This window comes from Arcicella aurantiaca (assembly GCF_003148625.1).
Lineage (GTDB): Bacteria > Bacteroidota > Bacteroidia > Cytophagales > Spirosomataceae > Arcicella > Arcicella aurantiaca.
Window position 1 is genome coordinate 82,049 of record NZ_QGGO01000011.1, and the last position, 23,638, is coordinate 105,686.

Here is a 23,638-nt window from a genome sequence, read left to right on the forward strand (position 1 = left end):
GGGTTTATGAGTTTATGAGTGAGGGGTTTATGAGTTTATGAGTGAGGGGTTTATGAGTGAGGGGTCTATGAGTGAAAGGTTTATTAGTGAGGGGTTTATGAGTCATAAATCCTTCACTAATAGACTAAATTCATTAAAATAACCAAAGAAATTTCTTTGGAATTGGGGTTTCAAAATACATTTGTTCATTTGTGATTGGGTGAACAAATGCCAATACCCAAGCGTGTAAACCTAAACGACCAATTGGGTCGGTTTTAGCTCCATATTTTTCATCTCCAACAATCGGAAAACCAATATCTTTCATGTGAACACGGATTTGATTTTTACGTCCTGTCTCTAAATTCACTTTCAAAAGACTATTATTTTCACTTGATTTGATAGCTTCGTAATGTGTGATAGCGTGTTTTCCGTGGTCAGGATTTCGAGTTGAGTAAACAGTAAGAGCTTTGTTTTCAACTAAATAAGATTCAATCGTTCCTGTCTCTTCTTTAACTTTCCCTTCCGTTACTGCCAAATATGTTCTTTCTTGAATGGTTGCATTCCAAGACTCTTGAAGTAAGCCTTGTACTTTTTCACTTTTGGCAAACATCATTAATCCAGACGTTTCACGGTCGAGACGGTGAACCACAAAAATTCTATTTCTTGGGTCTTCTTTCTTCACGTGGTCACTTAAAATACTGTAAGCATTATGTAATTTTTGCTTTTCAGTAGCAATAGAAAGTGTCCCTTCGTTTTTTTCGATAATGATTAAATATTGGTCTTCAAAAATGATTTTAAGTCCTTTATAACGTTGTTCTTGAGGAGCTTTACTATCCTTAATATCAACAGTTTGATTTGGTTTTAAAATATGATTAAATTGCGTAATAGCTCTATTATCAACTAAAACTTGTTTATCTCTAAGCAAAGCTTTAACATTATGACGACTTTTATGTGGCATACTTGCCAAAAGAAATGTCAGTAATTGAGTCTCTTCGGTAACTTCAAAATGATTCTTGTTTTTTTTAGCTTCTTTCGTTTGCTGAGGCTTATCTTTTTTGATAAATTCTTTCATGATTATATTATTTCGATAACAAAGGTAGATGTTTTTTTGAAGTTCTTAATTCAATGTTTCATTTTCGATGCCAATCTTGATTTCATTCCTCACTTGTTTTATCGTATCAGTGTATTATTTTCGTAGAAAAGTTGTGAGAGATACCACTCAATTTCAGATTTTACGGTTTTAACTCTCAATTATTTAATGTCAGTATATGAATTTTACCTCCGATTTTAGTAGTACAGAACAATGGTTTTTAGCAATATTCTTGATATTGTACCTAATCTTTTTAGGTCGAATATTCTGGATTGCACGCCGTTTGGGAACTTCTGCGGGGTCAAGTGTTTTGAAATTTTTATTGAGGGGTGTATATTTTTCCTTGTTGTTATTAGCCTTGCTAAATCCTTCATTTGGAGAATTAAAAGGTACAATTAAAGCACAAGGGAAAGATATTTTATTGCTGATTGATATTTCTAAATCTATGGATGCTACTGATATTCAGCCAAGTAGAATAGAAAAAGCCAAATTTGAGATAAACCGTTTTGTCAATCATTTTAATAAAGAAAGAATAGGTTTGATTGTGTTTTCGGAAGATGCCCTTTTGTTGTCGCCTCTTACGTTTGATATTAATGCGATAAACTACCTTGTCCCTAAAATCAATACCGATTTATTACCCGAAGGAGGAACAAATTTTACGCCTGCTCTTGAATTAGCATTGGATAGATTTTCAAAGGCAAAGGCAAAAACACAATCAAAAGTGATAGTGCTTGTCAGTGATGGTGAAAATTTTGGTACTGACAATAAGGCTTTACTGACAAAAATTAGACGAAAAGGGATTAATTTTTTTACGGTAGGCGTTGGCACAACCGATGGAATTACCATTAGAGAAGGCAAATCTTTTAAGAAAGATAAAGATGGAAATATTGTTGTGACAAAATTAGAAACAGCATCATTAAAGAAATTAGCAGCCGAAACCAAAGGCAATTATTTAGAAATTAAAAGTGTTTCTGAAAGCATGAACGAATTGATAATGGGCGTAGAAAACATCGAAACACAGCTAATAGATGAGCGTCAAATTGATGTTATCGCAAATAAATATTTTTATTTTCTAATCATTGCATTATTTTTGCTTGGAATTGATGTATTCTTCACTGTGAGAACTTTTCAATTGTAATATTCCCTTCCTGTTTTTTCCTTTCTACATCTTGTTTAAATGAATAACGTTCATGCGTTTTCACTGTAATTTGAGTTACTCAAAGGTAACTTAACGTGTTTTACTTAACGACTAACTAATATTAACTCAATTATTTTTTACATATTTCTCTGGATAATTGATAATAGCTCCATTACGAAAATCAATATTCGTAACAAAGCTACTATGGAAGCTCAGAAAGCATTTTTGAAAGGTGATTTTCAGGAAGCATCATTACAGTATCAATTATTGGGAAAACAATCTTTCTTTACACCGTCTGAGGTGACACTTAATTTTGCTCATTCTTTATTTGAACAAAAGGATACTTTGGCAGCTCGGAAAAAATACGCTCAATTAGTAAGTTTAAAAGAACCTAATTTAGCATCAACGACCTATTCACAATTAGGAATTATTTTTTGCTATGAAAGAGATACAGTCAGAGCCTTAGCATTGTTTAAAGAGGCTTTAATTTTGAGACCAGATAATGACATTGCACGTTATAACTATGAATTGTTAAAAAAACAGTATCACGCAGAAAAAAATAAGCAAGAAGAAAAACCTAAAGCTGATAAGAAACCACAAAATCCACCTCCCAATCAGCAACAGCAAAATTCAGAAGTTGCCGAAGATAATTCTCAAAAAGAATTATTGAAGACTTTGAAAAACTATGGTTTAACACTTGAAAAAGCAAAAACCATTCTTGACGGAATGAAAAATGATGAAATTCAATATATTCAAAAACGAAACAATTTAGTAAAAAGTAGAGAGTCACGAATCACGCAAAACTGGTAAGTATAAAATTTAATTTATGAATACGCAAGAAGTGTATATTGTATCGGCAGTAAGAACGCCGATTGGAAGTTTTGGAGGGGCATTATCAAGCCTTTCAGCCACTCAATTAGGAAGCATTGCTATTAAAGGAGCTATTGAAAAAGCAGGAATAAAACCTGAACTCGTGGAAGAAGTTATCATGGGAAATGTGATTTCTGCCAATGTTGGTCAAGCTCCTGCACGCCAAGCCGCTCTTGGAGCTGGTTTGCCTGCTCAGGTACGTTGTACTACGGTTAATAAAGTTTGTGCTTCTGGTGCAAAAGCTATTATTTATGCCGCTCAAAGTATTATGTTGGGACTTACCGAAGTAGCCGTAGCTGGTGGAATGGAAAGTATGTCTAACGCTCCTTTTTATGTGCCAAGAGCAAGATTTGGTTACAAATATGGTTCTGGAACATTAGTTGATGGTTTGGAAAAAGATGGTTTGACTGACGCTTACGATGATATTGCGATGGGTTTTTATGCCGACCAAACCGCCCGTAAATATGGATTTAGTCGTGAAGCACAAGATAATTATGCCATAGAGTCATATAAACGTGCGGCAGAAGCGACTGAAAATGGAAATTTTAAAGACGAAATCATTCCAGTAGAAGTACAAACCAAAAAAGGAACAGTAGTAGTGTCGGAAGACGAAGAATACAAAAACGTTAATTTCGATAAAATTCCATTACTGAAATCAGCCTTTGAAAAAAGAGGAACTGTTACCGCTGCAAATGCTTCAACCTTGAATGACGGAGCTGCTGCTTTGGTTTTGATGTCAAGAAAGAAAGCTGAAAAATTAGGTTTGTTGCCTTTAGCAAAAATTGTAGGTTTTGCAGATGCTGAACAAGAACCTGCTTTATTTACCACAACTCCAGCCGTAGCAGTGCCAAAAGCCATCAAAATGGCAAACTTAATCAAAGAAGAAATTGATTATTTTGAAATAAACGAAGCTTTTTCAGTTGTACCTTTGGCATTCGAAAAAATGCTTGATATTCCTCATAAAAAAGTAAATATTTTTGGTGGAGCAGTTTCATTGGGTCATCCACTTGGAGCATCGGGAGCAAGAATCTTAACGACATTGATTTCTGTATTACGACATACAAAGGGAAGATATGGTGCCGCAGGAATTTGTAATGGTGGCGGTGGTGCCTCAGCAATTGTAATTGAAAGAATGTAATTTTTTTTAGGTAGTAAGTATGAGGTAGTAGGTATAGGCTATAAGGATAATTTTATCCAATATGCCTCATAACTCATACTTCATACCTCATACCTACACAAACATGAACACAATAAATACAACCAATTTTAATTTTCCCAGTCAAACGGGGTTCTACAAAGGTAAAGTGCGAGATGTCTATTCCTTTGAAAACTTGTTAGTAATGGTGGCTTCTGATAGAATTTCTGCATTTGATGTAGTGCTTCCAAGAGCGATTCCTTACAAAGGACAAGTGTTAAATCAAATTGCTGAACATTTTTTAAATGCCACTCGTGACGTTGTGCCAAATTGGTTGGTCGCAACGCCAGATGCAAATGTTAGTGTTGGTTTAAAATGTGAAACATATCCTGTTGAAATGGTTGTAAGAGGCTATTTGGCAGGTCATGCTTGGAGAACCTACAAATCTGGTTTGCGTACTTTATGCGGAGTAACACTTCCAGAAGGTTTAAAAGAAAATGACCGTTTACCAACGCCAATTATCACACCAACTACCAAAGCACACGAAGGACATGACGAAGATATTTCTCGTGAAGAAATTCTGGCACAAGGTTTAGTTTCAGAAGCTGATTATGTACAATTAGAAGCATATACATTGGCTCTATTTGCCAAAGGAACTGAAATGGCTGCTCAACAAGGGTTAATTTTGGTAGATACAAAATACGAATTTGGTAATAAGGATGGTCAAATTACGTTAATTGATGAAATTCATACACCTGACTCTTCAAGATATTTCTATTTAGCAGGTTATGATGACCGCCAAGCTAATGGAGAATCACAAAAACAATTATCGAAAGAATTTGTTAGAGAATGGTTAATCGCCAACGGTTTTCAAGGAAAAGAAGGACAAAGCGTTCCTGAAATGTCTGATGAATGGGTAAATCAAATTTCAGAAAGATATATTGAGTTGTTTGAAAAAGTAACAGGTAAGAAATTTGAAAAAGATTATTCAGAAGATATTTTAGGCAGAGTTGAATCTAACGTTAATACATATTTAACGTCAATAGCGTAATTTTACATCAATTTTAAAATCATTTATAATTTTATGGAATTTAAGGTAGAAAAAAACGAGCAGTTTGCTCTAATCGAACTTAAAGAAACTTCTCTTAACCAAGAGAATTCAGCCGACTTTGAATCAATTATTAGAAAACTTTTCAGAGAAGGTTACGGAAATATGATAGTAGAGTTTAGTTCTATTGATGAATTAGACGGATTTGGAATTTCAGTGATTCGTAAAGCCAATAAAATTTGTTTAAACGAATTAGGGCTTTTTATCATTGTAACTAAAGACCAAGCAATAATTGACCAATTAGACGGTGCAAAAATTGAAGATTTGACAGTAATGCCAACTGTTCAAGAAGCAATTGACGCTGTTTATTTGAATGAATTAGAAAATGATTTTCAATCAGACGAAGATGATGAATACGACCACGGCGAATATGGCGGAGGTGCTTCTGAAGAAGATTATTAATTTTTAGAAAGACAAACAAAAAGCCTTATCCGACGTTAGTTTGGTAAGGCTTTTAGTTTTACATCTCTGATAAATAACACTCATACTAAACATCAACCAATACTACTTTGAGTTTTCAATTAACTATCTTAGGCACAGGTTCGGCTACGCCCGTACTTACACGCAATCCGACGGCACATTATCTTCATATTGAGCAAGATGGATATTTGATTGATTGTGGAGAAGGTACACAAAATCAGCTTTTACGTTATAAATTGCGTTCTACACGATTGAAGTATATTTTCATTACTCATCTTCATGGCGACCATTATTTTGGATTAATCGGACTGATTTCTACGCTCAATATGCACCGTAGAACGGACGACCTTTGGATATTTGGACCAAAAGGTTTGGCTGAAATTATTACCATTCAATTGAAATATTCTGATGCGTGGTTAAATTTTAAAGTTCATTTTATTGAAACCGAAACAGAAAAAACGTATCAATTGTTTGAAAATGAATGTGTTACCGTAACTACAATTCCATTAGTACATCGTGTGCCATGTTGTGGATTTCTTATTAAAGAGAAAAGAGGAAAACGAAAATTAAGAAAAGAAGTGTTACCTGCCGATTTGTCGATAGATGAAATTAAAAGTTTGAAAGAAGGTTATGATATTTTAGACGAAAATGGACAATTAAAATATTCAAATGCAACATTGACGAAGCCAGAAGTTGAACCCAAAAGTTATGCTTTCTGTTCAGATACTCTTTTTCATGAACCCATCATTGAAATTGTACGAGGTGTAGATTTGCTTTATCATGAAGCCACTTTTTTAAAAGATTTAACTGCAAGAGCAACCCAAACTTGTCATTCTACGGCTGCTCAGGCAGCAGAAATAGCTGAAAGAGCCAAGGTTAAAAAGTTAGTCATTGGTCATTATTCATCAAGGTATAAAGACCTTGAACCCTTTTTGCTTGAAGCTAAAAAAATATTTGAAAATACGATTTTATCAACTGAAGGATTGACTTTAGATATATAGAAGTTTTTAATCATAAAAAGGAGGAATTCAGCGAATTCCTCCTTTTTTTTTGATTAAAAATACTTAATTAGTTAAATGTATAAATACTTAGTTCTTTGAAAAGTTCAATTTTTAGAATTTGTATATTTAAACCTGTTTTTTATTATTTTGCAAAATATTGGCATAAAATAGCCTATTTTGATTCTTTGTTGTAGGATTTTTGCAGAAATGTGTTAAGGTTTTGTTGATTTTAAATCTTGTTTGATTTTATGATTAACCCTTCGTGTAACCTTTTTTTGATTGTATTTTGATGTTTTTTATTACTATTAAATGTATTTTTAGTATTTATTTTATAAAATTTAACTTTTTATCGTTTTTATTTTTGAAATTAAAATTGTTTGTATAGTTTTATGTAGTTATTCTTGAATAAGTACAATTATTGTTTTTGCTTTTGACTCTTTCCGACCGCAGAATGAGAGTTGATAAAACAAGTACTTAATTCTGCCCTTTCTCAAAATTTATAGAGCTAAAATTTCAAATTCACGCATTATTAGATATGCTTTTACAAGCGTATCGTTTGGTTGACATTCACGGTGAAACCTCTTAATTTTTTAAGAGATAATGATATTTCAAATTTTTCTCTTCATACTGATTATTACATACCGAGCGGTCGGAGTAATGTAATAAATCAGTTTTGAAGAGACGGCAAACTAAACCCCTTCACGTATAAATGATGAGAAACTTTTACATAATATTCTTATTGCTTTTATCTTTCGTAGCTTCAGCTCAAGATAGGATTATAACAGGGATAATTAACTCGGAAAAAGATGGGTTGCTCCCTGGTGCATCAATACTTATAAAAGGAACTGTAAATGGTACAGTGACAGATGCAAATGGTAAGTTTTCAATTAAAGTGCCTGCTAATAGTAATGTTTTGAAAATAAGCACTGTCGGATATTCTACCAAAGAGATAACGATTGACAATAAAACTTTTTTTCAAATCAGTCTTGTTCCCAATAATTTAGAACTTAATGAAGTGGTTGTAACCGCCTTAGGGATTTCGAGAGAAAAGAAATCTTTGGGGTATTCTCAACAAGAACTCAAAGGAGAGGGTTTGGTGGAAGCACGTTCTAATAACATTGCGAATTCTCTTTCAGGAAAAATTGCAGGCGTAAGAATTGGCAGTAATGGTGGCCCCGGAAGTGGCTCTACCATTCAGATTCGTGGTTCTTCATCGGTATCAGGAAATAATCAGCCATTAATTGTAGTTGATGGTGTTCCTATTCAGCAACAATTTGATAAGCAATTTGGAGGAGGAATTTCAGAAGTTAATCCTGATAACATAAAAGATATTTCAGTGCTGAAAGGACCCAATGCCGCCGCACTTTATGGTTCAAGAGCCGCCAACGGGGTAATTTTGATTACAACTAAAGATGGTGCAGGAACAAAAGGTTTAGGCATTGAAATTAATACCAATTTTACGGCTGAAAGACCTTTAGTAAAACCCAATTTTCAGAATACTTATGGCGGAGGTTCTGGTTATACTACTTGGTATTCAGATGGTTGGAGTGGTGTTATTGCTCCTGATGCTTATGACCAATATCGTGCAGCTTATGGCAGTGTTTCACCGGGAAGAACTACTGGTACTGACGGTACAGATGAAAGCTGGGGAGCTCCGATGGACGGAAGATTGGTGCGTCAATGGTACACAGGAACAAATGTTGCTCCGCTAACGCCACAACCTAATAACTGGGATGAATATTGGAGTACAGGAACTACTTTGTCTAATAATGTTGCCATTTCTGGAGCAAATGAAAAGGGTAGTTTCCGTTTAAGTTTGGGCAAATTAGACCAAACGGGTTTAATGGCTTTCAATGATTTTTATAGAAATAACTTCAAACTAAATTCAAATTATAAAGTATCCAAATTCCTAACTGCTGTTGTTTCTGGTGAATATGTGAAGTCTGGAGGTAATAGAACTTACCAAAATGGAGACCAATTTATTTGGTCGCATAGACACGTTTCTTGGGACCAATTGGCTAATTGGGCAGACTATTCTGCTGTACATATTCAAAGAGCTGTTGCAGGAAAATTGCCCGATACTGACCCTGCTAACTGGCAACATACTTTCTTTACCAATCCATTTTATTTAAGTGAAAAATTGCCTTATACCAATGATAAAGACCGTTTGGTTGGCAATATCGCTTTGAATTTTACTATTATGCCCTCTTTAAAATTGATGATGCGAAGTGGTACAGATATGTGGTCGGATACGAGAGTAAACATTGTCAATTTCGAGCGTGTAAGGAATGGAAACTTAACACCGGGGAGATATTCTGAAGAAGTATTGCGTCGTCAGGAAACAAACCACGATGTTTTACTTTCTTACGACAAAGCCATCACGAATGATTTAAGTATTGTGGCTTCGGCTGGAGCAGCTCAAAGAACCAATATGTACAAACGTAACTATGCTTACGTGGGTGAGTTGGTGGTAGATAAGGTGTATAATTTGGCAAATTCAAATCCAAGTCAAAACACAATTGAAAGTAGAATTGAGAAAGCAGAGGTACAAAGTGTTTATGGTTCGTTTCAATTTGGCTATTTGAATGCTCTTTTCTTAGATGTTACTGCTCGTAATGACTGGTCAAGTACATTGCCTTCTAATGCACGTTCTTATTTCTATCCTTCGGTTTCAGCGAGTGCCGTTTTGTCGGATTTAATTGATTATCCAAAAGAAATTGTTTCGTATGCAAAAGTAAGAGGTAGTTGGGCTCAAGTTGGTAACGATGCCGACCCTTATCAATTGCTTCAAACTTTCCGTTCTGGCGGTTCTTGGAACAGTTCATTGCCAGAATATTATGAAAACTTAACCATTTCTAATGCTACTTTAAAACCAGAAATCACAACGGGTATCGAAGCAGGAATCGACTTAAAATTCTTCAAAAATAAATTTGGTCTTGACCTGACATATTATTTACAATCTACTCAAAATCAGATTCTTGGTGTTGAAATTTCAAAAGCAAGTGGTTATGATAAACGTATTTTGAATGCTGGTAAAATTACCAATCAAGGTATTGAAGCAACACTTTCTGGAAAAATATTGGAATCGGCAAGAGGTTTTAAATGGGATTTAGCCCTGAATTTCTCAAAAAACAAAAACCAAGTGGTTGAATTAGCCGAAGGATTGACTACTTACACCTTGCAAGAAAGAAGAGGATTAACCTCAATTGCACAAGTAGGAATGCCTTATGGTTCTTTGTTCGGAATTGGTTTTAAACACGCTCCAGACGGGCAAATTGTGTATCAAAATGGACTTCCTGTGGTAGAATCTACGCCAAGAGTGCTTGGGAATATTCAACCAGATTGGATGGGAGGGATGAACAATACATTCTCATACAAAAACTTTGTTTTATCTGCTTTGATTGACGTAAAAATGGGCGGAGATATTTTTGACGAAGGAACTGGTACTGCTCGTTGGACAGGTCAATATGCCGAAACTGCTCTTGGTCGTGAAGAAGGTATCATCGGAAAAGGTGTCATGAATGTTGGTACTACTGAAAATCCACAATATGTTCCGAATGATGTAATTGTAGCAACCAACCAACTAATTGGCTATAATAATCCACGTCGCTATCACGAAGCTGCCATATTTGATGCTTCGTTTGTGAAGTTGAGAGAAGTTTCTTTTGGCTATAACATTCCAAAAACTTTCTTGAGAAGCATCGGAATACAAAATGCTAAAATTTCAATAGTGGGTAGAAACTTGGCAATTTTATTCAAGAATACACCACACATCGACCCAGAAGTTGACCGTTTTGGGGCAAATCAACAAGGTTTTGCTTATGGAGAATTACCCAATTCAAGAAGTATTGGGGCGAATCTCTCAATTGGTTTCTAAAAATCAATTACAATTAAAGCATAACATTAACCTTAAATTTTGAAAGATATGAAATTATATAAAACGATATATTCATTTTTAGCCATTGGAAGTTTGTTGTTGCTGAATGCTTGTACCAGCAAATTTGACGAACTCAATACCGACCCCAATAACCCAACTGCAATAGGTTCTCAATATCTTTTTCCGTATGCCGTAGAGAAATCGGTTGATAGATATTGGGGAGGAAATACCCGTTTTGAACGGCTCAATTTAGACGGTGCAATGCTCTGGATTCAGTATTTAGCCAGAAATATTTATTCAAACGAAGGTGATAATTATGGAATAACGCCAACTTTTTACAACAATACATGGAAGTCGCTTTATAATGATGGTTTGGTAAATTTTCAAAGAATTATCACCGAATCAAGCACAACAGGCAAAACACCAAACAAAAATTATGAAGGGGCAGCCATCGTGATGCGTACTTGGGTTTTTTCTTTATTGACAGATATGTACGGGGCAATTCCATACACAGATGCCCTCAAAGGAACGGATACTTCGCCCGTTTATACGCCAACGTATGATTCGATGGACAAGGTTTATGAAAATTTGTTAAATGACTTGAAATTGGCAAACGAGAAACTGACTGTCGGAGGACCAAGTATTACAGGCGATATTATTTATAGTGGCGATATTTTGAAATGGAAGAAATTTGCTAACTCTCTCAGACTTCGTTTAGCGAACAGACAAGCTGCCAAAAAGTCGGCTGAATCACGTGCCATCATGCGTGAAATCTTAGCAGACCCTGTGAAATTCCCAATTTTTACAAGCAATTCCGACAATGCTCTTTTGGCAAATACCATTACAAGACCAAGCAATAATGAATGGCACGAAGTAATGATTATTGGTAGCAGAACTGACTGGAATATTAGTAAAACATTGGTCGATAAATTATCAGGATTGAATGATACTCGTCTGGGAGTTTTCGCCAACAAAAATAAGTCGAATGCTTATGAAGGTGTACCCAATGGGCTTCCAGATGCCATTGCAACCACTTATTTGAGTACAGGGTCGGTTTTGGGAGATTATTTTACCAGAGCCAATACACCAAGTGTTATTATGACTTACAGTGAATTGCAACTCATTTTGGCAGAAGCTGCTTTCGATGGTGACATTACAGGAACGGCTGATGATTATTTCAAAAAAGGTATTGATGCGTCGTTTGCACAATATAGTTTAAGCACTCCAACAGACTATCTAAAAACCGTTGGAACAATTTCCAAAGAAAAAATTATTGAGCAAAAGTGGATTGCCCTTTTCGGACAAGGAGTGGAGGCTTGGACGGAATTTAGAAGAACAGGCTTTCCTAAATTTTCTGCAAGAGACCCACGTGCAGTATTTGAAAATGACGGAATTGTACCGACTCGCTTGCCGTATCCAACCACTGAATATTCGTTGAACAAAGCAAAACTTGATGAAGGAATTAAATTGATTGGTACGGATAATATGAAAGCGAAACTTTGGTGGACAGAGTAGCGATGTGTTTCCCGATTGCTACTCATTATTTTAACTTAAACGATTCCAATTATGAAAAAAATACTATATATCTGTTTCCTTTTTATCGCTTTTATTACGGTTTCTTGTAAAGTTGACGACCCTTTCGTGGATAGAGTTGTAGCTCCTGTTTTGGTAATTTTTGAAGATGCCGCAGGTAAAACTTCTGGCTTAACAACAGAGCCATCAATTAGTTCTTCGGCTTCGGTGGATGCTTCCATTACTGTTCGATTATTGGAATTGAATAAAGACGGGTTACTTGATTATAAAGTAGGTATAGACAGTATTCCTGCCAAAGCAATTCCTGTTACTTTCAAACTACGTAGCGGAGCAAAAATCTCAGATGTAACAACGGATGACAAAGGACGTTCAACGCTAAAAATTGCGTGGAAATCACTCGGGATTACTGCTCCAGTAGCAGGTTCGTCGGTGGCATTAAGTTGCTCTGGAACTTATAAAGACATATCATTTACAAAGTATTTTCGCTTAACAGCAACAAAATAATCTTATCAAACAAAACTAATAAATTCGATGAAAAACCTTATTAACAGACGCAATCTTCTTAAATCAAGCTTAATGACCATTAGTGGTATGGCATTAGCTCCACATATTTCAATGGGTGCTTTTCCAGAAGCTCCCGTAAGAATAGACTCACAAAATAGACTTTATTATAGTCCACTTGTTAGAGAGCATTTTTTAGATGAAAGACCCAATGTAAGTGCCATGTTGGCACGTTTAAATGCTAACGAAAATCCTTATGGCCCACCTTCAAGTACGCAAAAAGCCGTAGCCGAATCTGTGATGGGTGGAAACAGATATTCTTGGAAAGAATTAGCCACTTTAGTTGATAAATTATCGAAGAAAGAAGGCGTAACCCCAAACCACATTATGATGGGGCCGGGTTCTTCTGATTTACTCGAAAAAGTAGCGTTAGTATTATTCATGAAAGGAGGAAATGTTGTTTCTGCCGACCCAACTTATATGTCATTGATAAAAGTGGCTGAGTCTGTTGGGGCAACTTGGAAGGCAATTCCTTGTAAAAGTGACTGGTCGCATGACCTTCCTGCTATGGAAGCCGCTATTGATAAAGACACCAAAATGGTTTATATCTGTAATCCAAATAACCCAGTTGGTAGCATTACGGCAGGAAAAGATTTGTTAGATTTTTGTTCAAGAGTTTCAGAAAAAGTACCTGTATTTATCGACGAAGCCTATCTTGAATTAGCCGAAGGAACAGGAACAGAATCTATGGTTTCTCTTTTAGCTCAAAAGAAAAATGTCATCATTGCTCGTACATTCTCAAAAATCATGGGTATGGCTGGGCTTCGTGTTGGTTATGCCGTAGCTCAACCAGAATTTTTAGATAAAATTCAAAAAATTACACGTGGAGGAATGGGAATTTCTCATACGTCAATTTTAGGAGCAATTGCCAGTTTTGAAGACAAGGAGTTTCAAGCAATGACTAAAAAACTCAATACCGAGTGTAAAGAATATTTGTATGAAAATCTTAAAAAGATGAACTACAAATATATTCCATCTTATACCAATTTTGTGATTTTTCCAATCAATATTCCGGGAAAGGATTTCTTGGCTAAAATGACTGCTAAAGGCGTTATGGTCAGGGCTTTTGATATTCAAAATAAACCTTGGTGTAGAGTAAGTATGGGAACAATGGAGGAAATGAAATTATTTGTAAAATCATTAGGCGAATTGTCATAATTATCAATGATTTTATTATTTGGAGTTGTGTAAACCTCTTATAATTAATTTGTTATAAGTATTAGGAATAATTTGACATTATATATATTGGGATAATGTTGTTTAGATTAGACAACTTTCAAAAAAGTTGTCTAATCTAATTCCAATACGTCATGTCGTTGTCTATAAACGGATTGGGGGTTGCCAAAAAGGAACTATGTAATCTATTGGTTTTTAGTAGTTTACTTATTCGCTTTTTCGCAAATCGCTTTTCGCTTAGTATAGTTGATTGTTGACTTTTGCACAGCTCCTCACATTTTAGAGTTTAGATTTTCAAATTCACTTCATTACAATAAAAAATTATGGTTGAGGCATTACAAAAAACGCTTATCCTCCTCCTTTTAATCGGAATAGGGTTTGCACTTAGAGGTAAAATCAAGAACAAAACAGAAATAAACGGGGTGAAAGAAATAATCTTGTCAATTGCTTTGCCTTCAACGGTATTCATAGCATTGATGGGCATTAAAATTAGTTTATCGCTTTTAATTTATCCAATTCTAATTCTTGCATTTAACTTTTTTATCTTTTTATCAGCTCCTTACTTTTTGCCAATTTTTGGTATCGACAAAGACAGCACTTCTGGAAGAACCTTAACGATGCTTTTGCCCTCATTAGCTCCAGGTTTATCAAGTTTTCCTTTTATAAATGAATTTTTAGGGGACGAATCTTTAGCTTTAGCGGCTATGGGAGATGTAGGAAATAAATTTTTCGCCTTGAATTTCCTGTATTTTGTAGCCCTAAAAATGTATTTGAAAAACAATAGAGAAGAGGAAGTTCAAGAAAGCGGAAAGGTGAAAAGCCTTTTATTGAGCTTGGTAAAAGAACCCATAAATATCATTATGTTATTGGCAATCGTATTTCTTTCAGTAGGATTAAATATGACTTCGTTGCCAACGGTTGTTTCAGAATTGTTTAACCGTGCCAGCAGTTTGATGACTCCTTTGGTTTTGATTTACATTGGTTTAGCCGTCCAATTCAAAGAGGGGAAAATTAAATTGGTAAGTTCAATTTTGTTATTCAGAGCAGGAATTACACTTTTATTTAGTGTTTTTATCATAAATGTATTCAATATAAGTAACCCAAACCTCATCCTTTTAGCTGTGGTAGTGCCGTTGAGTTCTTGTAGTTTTTGGCCTTTTGCCCATATTTCGGCAATTAATCTAAAAGAAGATGACAAAAACTTACCAAAAGAAAGAAGAACTTTTGACTTGAATTTGGCGGTACTCATTTTAGCTTTTTCTTTACCACTTTCAACAATTTTGGTCATGGGAATTTTGGCATCAGGTCAATTTTTTGCCAATACAAGCACATTATTGATGTTTGGGTTTTTATTAACAGGTTTGGGGCTTGCTCCTCATTTGTTTAAAAAGCGTTCATTCAAATTTTCAAAAGCGTAGGATTTAATCTACTTTGGTAATCTTTCAAAAGCCGTAGGCTTGCTTCATCTTGTAGCCCCGAAATTCATTTCGGGGTTAAAATGACATAACAATCCATTGAATTCCGTAGGAACGGTTCATCTAAGCAAACCTTTAAATATTCCGCTATTTCCTCGAAATAAATTTCGGGGCTACAAAATTTACCGAACCTACGGCTCTTTTAGGGCAAGTTTTAAAGTGCCAAAGTGTTACCTCACCAAACTAATCCAACCTTTAAATTCTCTTTGGGTAAATTTAAGTTGATAGAAATAATCAGCAGAGGCTAAATCACCGCCTGTCCATTTAAAATTTTTGTCTGAAGACTTATAAACGGAACTTCCCCAACGATTGAAAATTTCAATCGACTCAAATTGTTCTAAACATGAATTCTCTGGTAAATCCAAGGAAAAATAATCATTTTTCCCGTCTCCATTTGGCGTAAAAACATTAGCAGGTTTAAAGGTTTCAAAATTAACAACCTTATTTTTCAAGGTAATATTTACGGCAACAGTATCGTATTTGTCAATATTACAAGAATTATTTTCTACGATGAAATCAATTTTGTAACTCATCAATTCTTTGCCTTGCAACAAACTACAATCAGGTTTCCACGAAAAAGGGTTTACAATTTTTATATTTCCCGATTTATCAGTCCAGCTCATTCCATTAGCTTTTAAATCAAAGCCATTGGGTACGGCAAATAGTCTGATAATGGTTTTTGGGTCAATTTCTTCGCCAATTACATCAAATAAAATGGCTTGAGGTTCTGTGCCATTTAGTGTTATATCAATGGTATTATTCGGTAAACTTGTATAAACTGTTGGCGGGGGGATTTGGGGGCTGAGAGTTTTTAGATTTACAGAAATACTATCTCTTAAATTTCTTCCACATCGCTTATCAATCACAATAAAGTCCACGATGTAATCAGTAGTGCGTTTCAAATCACAAATTGGCGTCCACGTAAAAGGACTGGTTAATTTTCCAACGCCCGACCCGCCAGCAAATGACATTCCTGCTTGAGATAAATTAAAACCTCTTCCTGTGGCAATAATGGTAATGCTGTCATTATCAAGGTCATTTCCGAACAGATTAAATTTTAATGTATTCCCAAGTAATGTTTCTGCTCTTTGATTTAACAAATCTGAAATAATAGTTGGGCGTGCATTTGGTTTGGGTTCAATCAATACTTTTAATCTCAAGGTTGACGAAAGTGGTTGTGGACATCCATTATCAGTAACGATAATGTCAAAAAGTAATGGTTTCCCATCGGTAGATTCTGTGCATTCATCAAAACAGATTTCAGACCTTAATGTGTCTTTGGGACTTGAATTTGATAAATTAGAAGGCGATAATGTGGGATTGTATTTTGAATTAACAGCAACAACCTTCATGGAAATAGACTGATTCAAATCTCGGTCGTTTCCCATCAAGGACAAACATTTCTTTTCGCCGTATTTTATCGTAATGGTACTTTCTGATTTATAAAATTCGGTTTTCCCTTTCTCTCTAAACAAAGCTACGGGGGCATTATTAGTGGGACAGTCTAAAGATTTGAGCTGAAAATCTCTTCTAACTTCTCCAATTTTCACGCCTTTTCTATATTCTTCTACCAAAACACAAAAAACATATAAGCCTTCTTTATCAACTGTAACCGTTAATTGCCCCGTTCGTGGATTGACCGCTAAGGGTTGTGGGCCTCCCATGACATTGCCAAGACTAAAACCATTGCCCCAAGCTACCAGAGGATAATTACTACTACCACGTGGAAGAGCAGGATTAGGGAAATCTTTATTACTATAACCGTTTAAAGGTGTCACTAAGCTATATACTAAACTATCGCTATCGGCATCGGTTGCTCCAAATTCAAAAGTAAATGGACGATTTAGACAAATATAATCTCCTTTCAAAGTTGTGAAAGAAGGAGAAGAGTTTACAAAAGCTACGCCATCTTTTTTCAGAGCTGGAAAAGATAAGTAAAATACAGATGCGGCTTCTTGAGGTAAAACAATGTTTGAAATAATATTATTTCTGCAACAACGTTCCCAAACGATATAATACCCTTGAGCATCAGCAAAGTCGTCTGGATTTAGATAAATTAAACTTGAATATTGTAATAAACGAGTTTGCACCTGATTGCTTTGTGTACAGGTTGGGTTTGTATATTGGATAAGATTGCTACTAACAAGTGGCACAATCACATAGCCCATTAAAAAATTATCTCTTTTCCTGAAAATACCTAAAGTTAAGTTTTGGTCAATAGCTCCAGTCGAACCATTGATGTTATCAAAATAAAGATTCAGATTAAGCCGATGAGAGGCATTCGTTTGGTTTTTTAAAGCCAATAATTCAATTTCACCTCCAACGATATGCGTCGCATATAATGACGGTGCGTATATAATTGCAAGCAATATAATTAGGTAAAATTTTCTCATAGTGTTTTAATTTAAAGACCATTTTTTAAGTAAAAAGGTTGTCTTAATCGCTAATTTTTTCTGGACGTTTAGACACGCCACGAACTTTCCATTTTTCGCCATAAATTGAACTGAAAGTTATTTCCATTTCGATTTTATTATTCAAAAATAGGTCATATAATTTTTGTGCTTTTTCTTCTGAGTTTTTAGTAGAAACTACCCATAAGGTTTTTCCTGCCGTAAATAACATATCTTCCGAAATATTAGAATAGTTCAATGACAAGGTACTGTCAATCTTTGTATATTCATTTTGAAAAAAATCGGGTAAATCTTGATGTTCATATTTTTTGCCCATATAGTACGTATTAACTTCATCGATAAAGGCAGGGCCAAGTCCTTCATTCAAGACTAAAACCTCAAATCGGTCATGGTCAAATGAGTACATTACTCTGATATAAGGCATTACAGCGGCATTTTGCTGTTTTTTCATCAAATGTGTTTGATAAAGGTAAATAGCCATTGTGGTTAAACTAATCAAAATAGCTGATATAGAAACGATTTTGTCTGAGTTCCAAAATTTAGGTTTAAGATTCATATTCGAGGAAATTAGAAACGATAACATTAAACAAGTTCTTTATCAAAATAACAAGATATTTTTCATATTCTATGGCTAATTTCTACTTTTTTGAATGAAGTTATTACTATTCTAATTTGATTTAGTTGACTATGGGTGTAAGTATAAATTACTATATGGTTATCTTTTGTTTAATTTTTATTTAGTAAATAGAATGAATAAGTGTTAAGTTTTTTCCTTTTTCTGAAAAAAAATATTCATTAACCAAGAAAATGCTTTTTATTTTAAAATGAGTTTATGAAAACGTATTTTTGTAAGGAATTTTGATGTAATCGTAAATTTTTGATGTGAAAAATAATTATCTTTAAAGGATTTTTTGTGAAAGTGTTTTTTTTAGGTTTTTGTAAGAGAATTCTCATAATTGTATCTAACCAAGATTAAATTTTACAAAATATTGAAAATGTATAATTCCAATGATTATTCGGCAAAAGTCTATTTTTTCCAAAGAATTTCTTGTATATATTTGTAACAGCAAAATAGAAAGTAAATGCTTTTGAGAAATCCAATACTTTGAAATTTCGTTTTTGTTAAATTTTTACCTGATTTATAACATAATTATTAAATAAGTTATAAATCTATAATATTTCCCACTATCATAAAGTAGAATTATTTGATAAGAGAAATCTTATTAACTGGAAAGTTCGGATGGCAATCAGCATTTAACGATTGCTCTGTAAAAGCCAAAAATTAATACCATGACTAATTTCGACAATAAAGGGTTGTATCGCAAAGAATTTGAACACGATGCTTGTGGAATCGGTTTCGTTGCGAACATGAAAGGGCGAAAGTCGCACAAAGTTGTAACTGACGCTATTCAAATGCTTATTCGCATGGACCACCGTGGTGCCTGCGGTTGTGACCCTAATTCAGGTGACGGAGCAGGGATTCTTCTTCAAATTCCTCATGAATTTTTCTTAGAAGAGTGTACTCAATTAGGAATTGATTTACCTGCCGCTGGTGAGTATGGCGTAGGTATGACCTTTTTCCCTAAAGATGCGGCTACTCGTGAGGAGTGTAAAGAAATTATTACTCGTAAAGCTAAGAAATTAGGTTTAGAGATTCTTGGATACCGTGTTGTACCATGTACAAATATCGAAATTCAAGGAGCTGAATCGGGTAATACTGAACCTCAAATGGAACAACTTTTCATCAAACGCCCTGCAACGGTTACTGATGAAATGACTTTTGAGCGTAAACTTTATGTATTCCGTCAAGTTACTGCCCGAATCATTAACGAAACTGTCAAAGGTGTAGATAATAAATTCTATTTTGGTTCTTTGTCGGCACACACCATTATTTATAAAGGTATGTTGACGACCATGCAAGTTCCGGGATATTTTGATGATTTGAAACGTGAAGAATTTACTTCTGCTTTAGCAATTGTTCACTCTCGTTTCTCGACAAATACCTTCCCAGAATGGCGTTTGGCTCAACCTTTCCGTTTTATCGGACATAATGGTGAAATTAATACGGTAAAAGGAAACTCTGCGTGGATGCAAGCTCAATCAGCTTTGTTTGAGTCTGAATTTTTCACAAAAGAAGAAATGGAAATGATTTTACCAGTTGCTCAATTGGGACAATCAGATTCAGCCGTTTTGGATAATGCCATCGAATTGTTGTACATGAGTGGACGCTCGCTTCCACACGTGATGATGATGTTGATTCCAGAAGCATGGGACGGCAACGAGCAGATGGAACAATACAAAAAGGATTTTTACGAGTATCACGCTGCCATGATGGAGCCTTGGGATGGTCCAGCTTCTATTTCGTTTACTGACGGAAAAATCATTGGGGCTACTTTAGATAGAAATGGTTTACGTCCATCAAGATACTGGGTTACTGACGATGATTTCGTAATCATGGCTTCTGAAGCAGGTGTTTTGGATATTGACCCTGCTAAAATCGTATCAAAAGGTCGTTTACAACCTGGTAAAATGTTCGTTGTGGACATGGAAGCTGGTCGTATTATTCCAGATACAGAATTAAAAGAAAAAATCTGTCAACAACAGCCTTATGGCGAATGGTTGAAAGCCAATAAAATTAAAGTAGAAGACTTGCCAAAAGCAGGTTCTGAATACCGTGCACCGTTTGAACGTGAATTATTATTACGTCAACAAGTTTTCGGATTCACTACGGAAGATTTACGAGTTTTATTAGCTCAAATGGTTGAAACAGGGAAAGAAGCTCTTGGTTCAATGGGTGTTGATACGCCTTTGGCTATTCTTTCTGACCAAGCTCAACATTTATCATATTATTTCAAGCAATTATTTGCACAAGTTACCAACCCACCGATTGACTCAATCCGTGAGCGTACTGTCATGTCATTGCTTTCTGATATTGGTGGTTTGAGAAACTTATTAAAAGAATCTCCAGAACACTGTCGCCAGATTGAAATTCGTCAGCCAGTTTTAACAAACGCTGAAATTGAGAAAATTCGTTGGATAGACCATAAAAACTTCCAAACTAAATCAATCCATACAACTTTCCGTGCCAATGGAAAAGCAGGTGAATTGAAAAGAGCTTTGGATAGAATTTGTCAATATTCAGAAGATGCCGTTGATGATGGATACGCAATTATCTTATTGACTGACCGTGGTGTTGATTCATCACACGCTCCGATTCCTTCATTATTAGCAGTTGCCGCAGTTCATCACCATTTGATTCGTCAAGGAAAGAGAGCTCAAGTTGGTTTAATTGTTGAAGCAGGAGACGTTTGGGAAACACATCAATTTGCAACTTTGATTGGTTTTGGTGCATCAGCGGTGAATCCGTACATGGCATTCGAAACAATTAATGGAATGAAAGAAAAAGGCATTCTTCAAGTTGATTATCCTTACGAAAAATTACAAGCCAATTATATCAAAGCCGTTAATGGTGAATTGTTGAAAATTTTCTCTAAAATGGGTATTTCAACGCTTCAATCTTACCAAGGAGCTCAAATATTTGAAATTGTTGGTTTAAGTAAAGAAGTAGTTGATACGTATTTCTCAGGAGCAATTTCAAGAATTGGGGGTATTGATTTGGAAGGTATCGCTAAAGAAGCCTTAATCAAACACAAAAACGGTTATCCAGAAGTACCAGTAGCAAATCCTAAATTGGAAGTTGGGGGTATTTATCAATGGAAACAACGTGGAGAAGCTCACTTATTTAATCCTGAGACAATTCACTTGTTGCAACAATCGACAAAATCGAATAGTTACGCTCAGTATAAAAAATATTCAAAAATCATTGATGACCAAGCTGAAAGAGCATTAACCCTTCGTGGATTATTGAAATTCAAAAAAGGAAAACCAATTGATATTAGCGAAGTAGAACCAATTGAAAATATCTTCAAACGTTTTGCAACGGGTGCGATGTCTTTCGGTTCAATTTCTTACGAAGCACACACAACTTTAGCTATTGCGATGAACCGCATTGGTGGTAAATCAAACTCTGGAGAAGGTGGAGAAGACCCAATCCGTTTTGATAAATTGCCGAATGGAGATTGGTTAAATTCTGCTATTAAACAAGTAGCTTCTGGACGTTTTGGGGTAACTTCTCATTATTTGAGTAATGCCAACGAACTCCAAATTAAAATGGCTCAGGGGGCAAAACCGGGAGAAGGTGGACAATTACCAGGACATAAAGTTGATGACTGGATTGGTAAAACTCGTCACTCAACACCGGGTGTAGGTTTGATTTCTCCTCCTCCTCACCACGATATTTATTCAATTGAAGATTTAGCACAATTAATCTTTGACTTGAAAAACGCTAACCGTGCGGCTCGTATTTCGGTAAAATTAGTATCAGAAGCAGGTGTAGGAACGATTGCAGCGGGTGTGGCAAAAGCTCACGCAGACCATATCTTAATCGCAGGACATGATGGAGGAACGGGTGCATCACCACTTTCATCAATTCGTCACGCTGGTTTACCTTGGGAACTTGGTTTAGCAGAAGCACACCAAACGTTGGTAAGAAATAAATTGCGTGGACGTGTAACGGTACAAACGGACGGACAAATCAGAACAGGTAAAGACCTTGCAGTAGCAGCTCTTTTAGGTGCTGAGGAATTTGGAGTTGCAACAGCGGCTTTAGTAACTGCTGGTTGTATCATGATGCGTAAATGTCACGTAAATACTTGTCCAGTAGGTGTGGCGACGCAAGACCCACGTTTGCGTGCCATGTACACAGGTGAAGCTGACCACGTAGTAAATTTATTTACTTTCTTGGCAACTGAATTGCGTGAAATCATGGCTGAATTAGGTTTCAGAACTGTAAATGAAATGGTTGGGCAGTCGGATAGATTGGAAATGAAAGAAGCTTTGAGCAACTGGAAATTGAAAAACTTAGACTTAGCACCAATTTTATACAAGCAACCAATGGATTTGGATGTAGCTCTTTATAAGCAAGAAGACCAAGACCACGGATTGCAAGACCAAATTGACTGGCAGTTATTAGATATTGCAAAACCTGCTCTTGAAAATGGCTCTAAAGTTTCGGCAGAATTGAACGTAATCAATGTGAATCGTACAATTGGTACGATGTTATCAAACGAAATCACGAAGAAATACGGTGCAAAAGGTTTACCAAACGATACTATTAACATCAAGTTTAAAGGTACGGCTGGACAATCTTTCGGGGCATTCTCTGTAAATGGTATTACATTTGAATTAGAAGGTGATTCTAATGACTATATCGGAAAAGGACTTTGTGGTGCTAAATTGATTGTTTATCCTGACAAAAAAGCAACTTTCAATCCTTCTGAAAACTCAGTAGTTGGTAACGTTTCATTCTACGGGGCAACTTCTGGAGAGGCTTATTTGAGAGGTATGGCAGGTGAGCGTTTCTGTGTAAGAAACTCTGGTGCAAAAGTAGTAGTAGAAGGTGTTGGTGACCACGGTTGCGAATACATGACAGGAGGTTTAGTGGTTATCTTAGGTGAAACTGGACGAAACTTTGGTGCAGGTATGTCGGGTGGAGTTGCTTATATCTGGGATAAAAACAAAGACTTTGCTCCTAAATTGAATGGTGAAATGGTAGCGATTGAAGAATTGACAGTTGAAGATGAAAATATCTTGAAATTGTACGTTTCTCAACACTTACAATACACAGACTCAGACGTTGCGAAAAATGTCTTAGATAATTGGACGGCTATTTTACCGCAATTTATCAAAGTAATGCCACAAGATTTCAAGAAAGCATTGTCTTCAAGAAATATCAGCGTTGCGGAGGTTTTGGAAGATAAAAACGTTGTTTACAAAGATATTCAAGTGGAAATCGCACATTAAGA

General features: G+C 35.5%; 15 protein-coding genes. 12 read left to right on the top strand and 3 right to left on the bottom strand.

The genetic code is table 11. The features are described from left to right. Positions 1–133: 133 nt before the first annotated feature. On the bottom strand, positions 134–1,051 hold the full coding sequence (locus LV89_RS11900; RefSeq protein ID WP_109743120.1) for an RluA family pseudouridine synthase: 918 nt from the start codon (positions 1,049–1,051) through the stop codon (positions 134–136). A 196-nt stretch (positions 1,052–1,247) separates the two neighbouring features. On the opposite strand from LV89_RS11900, the gene LV89_RS11905 reads away from it, so the two are divergent. The 11 genes from LV89_RS11905 to LV89_RS11955 all read left to right on the top strand — a co-directional run bounded on the left by LV89_RS11905 (position 1,248) and on the right by LV89_RS11955 (position 15,306). Further along, positions 1,248–2,207 carry a vWA domain-containing protein gene (locus LV89_RS11905; protein WP_109743121.1) on the top strand — a complete coding sequence of 320 codons (960 nt, stop codon included), beginning with the start codon at positions 1,248–1,250 and terminating at the stop codon, positions 2,205–2,207. A 204-nt stretch (positions 2,208–2,411) separates the two neighbouring features. After that, a complete protein-coding gene (locus tag LV89_RS11910) occupies positions 2,412–3,017 on the top strand; it encodes a hypothetical protein (RefSeq protein WP_109743122.1) in 606 nt (201 codons plus the stop codon). A 16-nt stretch (positions 3,018–3,033) separates the two neighbouring features. After that, positions 3,034–4,215: an acetyl-CoA C-acyltransferase gene (locus LV89_RS11915; protein ID WP_109743123.1), complete on the top strand. Its 1,182-nt coding sequence runs from the start codon at positions 3,034–3,036 to the stop codon at positions 4,213–4,215. 103 nt (positions 4,216–4,318) lie between these two features. Beyond that, positions 4,319–5,263 carry a phosphoribosylaminoimidazolesuccinocarboxamide synthase gene (locus tag LV89_RS11920; RefSeq protein WP_109743124.1) on the top strand — a complete coding sequence of 315 codons (945 nt, stop codon included), beginning with the start codon at positions 4,319–4,321 and terminating at the stop codon, positions 5,261–5,263. Positions 5,264–5,296: 33 nt separating this feature from the next. Next, the gene (locus LV89_RS11925) at positions 5,297–5,722 is read left to right on the top strand and encodes an STAS domain-containing protein (RefSeq protein ID WP_109743125.1); all 426 of its coding nucleotides are present in this window, start codon (positions 5,297–5,299) and stop codon (positions 5,720–5,722) included. Between the two features lie 107 nt (positions 5,723–5,829). Continuing rightward, on the top strand, positions 5,830–6,741 hold the full coding sequence (locus LV89_RS11930; RefSeq protein WP_109743126.1) for a ribonuclease Z: 912 nt from the start codon (positions 5,830–5,832) through the stop codon (positions 6,739–6,741). 712 nt (positions 6,742–7,453) lie between these two features. Beyond that, a complete protein-coding gene (locus tag LV89_RS11935) occupies positions 7,454–10,618 on the top strand; it encodes a SusC/RagA family TonB-linked outer membrane protein (protein WP_109743190.1) in 3,165 nt (1,054 codons plus the stop codon). Between the two features lie 48 nt (positions 10,619–10,666). After that, the gene (locus LV89_RS11940) at positions 10,667–12,133 is read left to right on the top strand and encodes a SusD/RagB family nutrient-binding outer membrane lipoprotein (protein ID WP_211321198.1); all 1,467 of its coding nucleotides are present in this window, start codon (positions 10,667–10,669) and stop codon (positions 12,131–12,133) included. Positions 12,134–12,184: 51 nt separating this feature from the next. Next, a complete protein-coding gene (locus LV89_RS11945; protein ID WP_109743128.1) occupies positions 12,185–12,655 on the top strand; it encodes a hypothetical protein in 471 nt (156 codons plus the stop codon). Positions 12,656–12,682: 27 nt separating this feature from the next. Continuing rightward, entirely contained in the window at positions 12,683–13,870 is a 1,188-nt protein-coding gene (locus tag LV89_RS11950; RefSeq protein WP_109743129.1) for a pyridoxal phosphate-dependent aminotransferase, read from the top strand. A gap of 341 nt (positions 13,871–14,211) precedes the next feature. Continuing rightward, a complete protein-coding gene (locus LV89_RS11955) occupies positions 14,212–15,306 on the top strand; it encodes an AEC family transporter (protein ID WP_109743130.1) in 1,095 nt (364 codons plus the stop codon). Positions 15,307–15,533: 227 nt separating this feature from the next. Here LV89_RS11955 and LV89_RS11960 read toward each other — a convergent pair whose 3' ends face one another. Beyond that, the gene (locus LV89_RS11960; protein ID WP_109743131.1) at positions 15,534–17,756 is read right to left on the bottom strand and encodes a T9SS type B sorting domain-containing protein; all 2,223 of its coding nucleotides are present in this window, start codon (positions 17,754–17,756) and stop codon (positions 15,534–15,536) included. A gap of 43 nt (positions 17,757–17,799) precedes the next feature. After that, positions 17,800–18,330: a hypothetical protein gene (locus LV89_RS11965; protein ID WP_109743132.1), complete on the bottom strand. Its 531-nt coding sequence runs from the start codon at positions 18,328–18,330 to the stop codon at positions 17,800–17,802. A gap of 734 nt (positions 18,331–19,064) precedes the next feature. Between LV89_RS11965 and gltB the strand changes: the two genes are divergently transcribed. Then, positions 19,065–23,636, top strand: a complete 4,572-nt coding sequence (gltB, locus tag LV89_RS11970) for a glutamate synthase large subunit (protein WP_109743133.1) — start codon at positions 19,065–19,067, stop codon at positions 23,634–23,636. Positions 23,637–23,638: the final 2 nt, after the last annotated feature.

What these genes read in the sequence shown, in the direction of transcription:
- LV89_RS11900 (WP_109743120.1), bottom strand. Translation starts at nt 1,051, where the DNA reads ATGAAAGAATTTATCAAAAAAGATAAGCCTCAGCAAACGAAAGAAGCT.
- LV89_RS11905 (WP_109743121.1), top strand. Translation starts at nt 1,248, where the DNA reads ATGAATTTTACCTCCGATTTTAGTAGTACAGAACAATGGTTTTTAGCA.
- LV89_RS11910 (WP_109743122.1), top strand. Translation starts at nt 2,412, where the DNA reads ATGGAAGCTCAGAAAGCATTTTTGAAAGGTGATTTTCAGGAAGCATCA.
- LV89_RS11915 (WP_109743123.1), top strand. Translation starts at nt 3,034, where the DNA reads ATGAATACGCAAGAAGTGTATATTGTATCGGCAGTAAGAACGCCGATT.
- LV89_RS11920 (WP_109743124.1), top strand. Translation starts at nt 4,319, where the DNA reads ATGAACACAATAAATACAACCAATTTTAATTTTCCCAGTCAAACGGGG.
- LV89_RS11925 (WP_109743125.1), top strand. Translation starts at nt 5,297, where the DNA reads ATGGAATTTAAGGTAGAAAAAAACGAGCAGTTTGCTCTAATCGAACTT.
- LV89_RS11935 (WP_109743190.1), top strand. Translation starts at nt 7,454, where the DNA reads ATGAGAAACTTTTACATAATATTCTTATTGCTTTTATCTTTCGTAGCT.
- LV89_RS11940 (WP_211321198.1), top strand. Translation starts at nt 10,667, where the DNA reads ATGAAATTATATAAAACGATATATTCATTTTTAGCCATTGGAAGTTTG.
- LV89_RS11945 (WP_109743128.1), top strand. Translation starts at nt 12,185, where the DNA reads ATGAAAAAAATACTATATATCTGTTTCCTTTTTATCGCTTTTATTACG.
- LV89_RS11950 (WP_109743129.1), top strand. Translation starts at nt 12,683, where the DNA reads ATGAAAAACCTTATTAACAGACGCAATCTTCTTAAATCAAGCTTAATG.
- LV89_RS11955 (WP_109743130.1), top strand. Translation starts at nt 14,212, where the DNA reads ATGGTTGAGGCATTACAAAAAACGCTTATCCTCCTCCTTTTAATCGGA.
- LV89_RS11960 (WP_109743131.1), bottom strand. Translation starts at nt 17,756, where the DNA reads ATGAGAAAATTTTACCTAATTATATTGCTTGCAATTATATACGCACCG.
- LV89_RS11965 (WP_109743132.1), bottom strand. Translation starts at nt 18,330, where the DNA reads ATGAATCTTAAACCTAAATTTTGGAACTCAGACAAAATCGTTTCTATA.
- gltB (WP_109743133.1), top strand. Translation starts at nt 19,065, where the DNA reads ATGACTAATTTCGACAATAAAGGGTTGTATCGCAAAGAATTTGAACAC.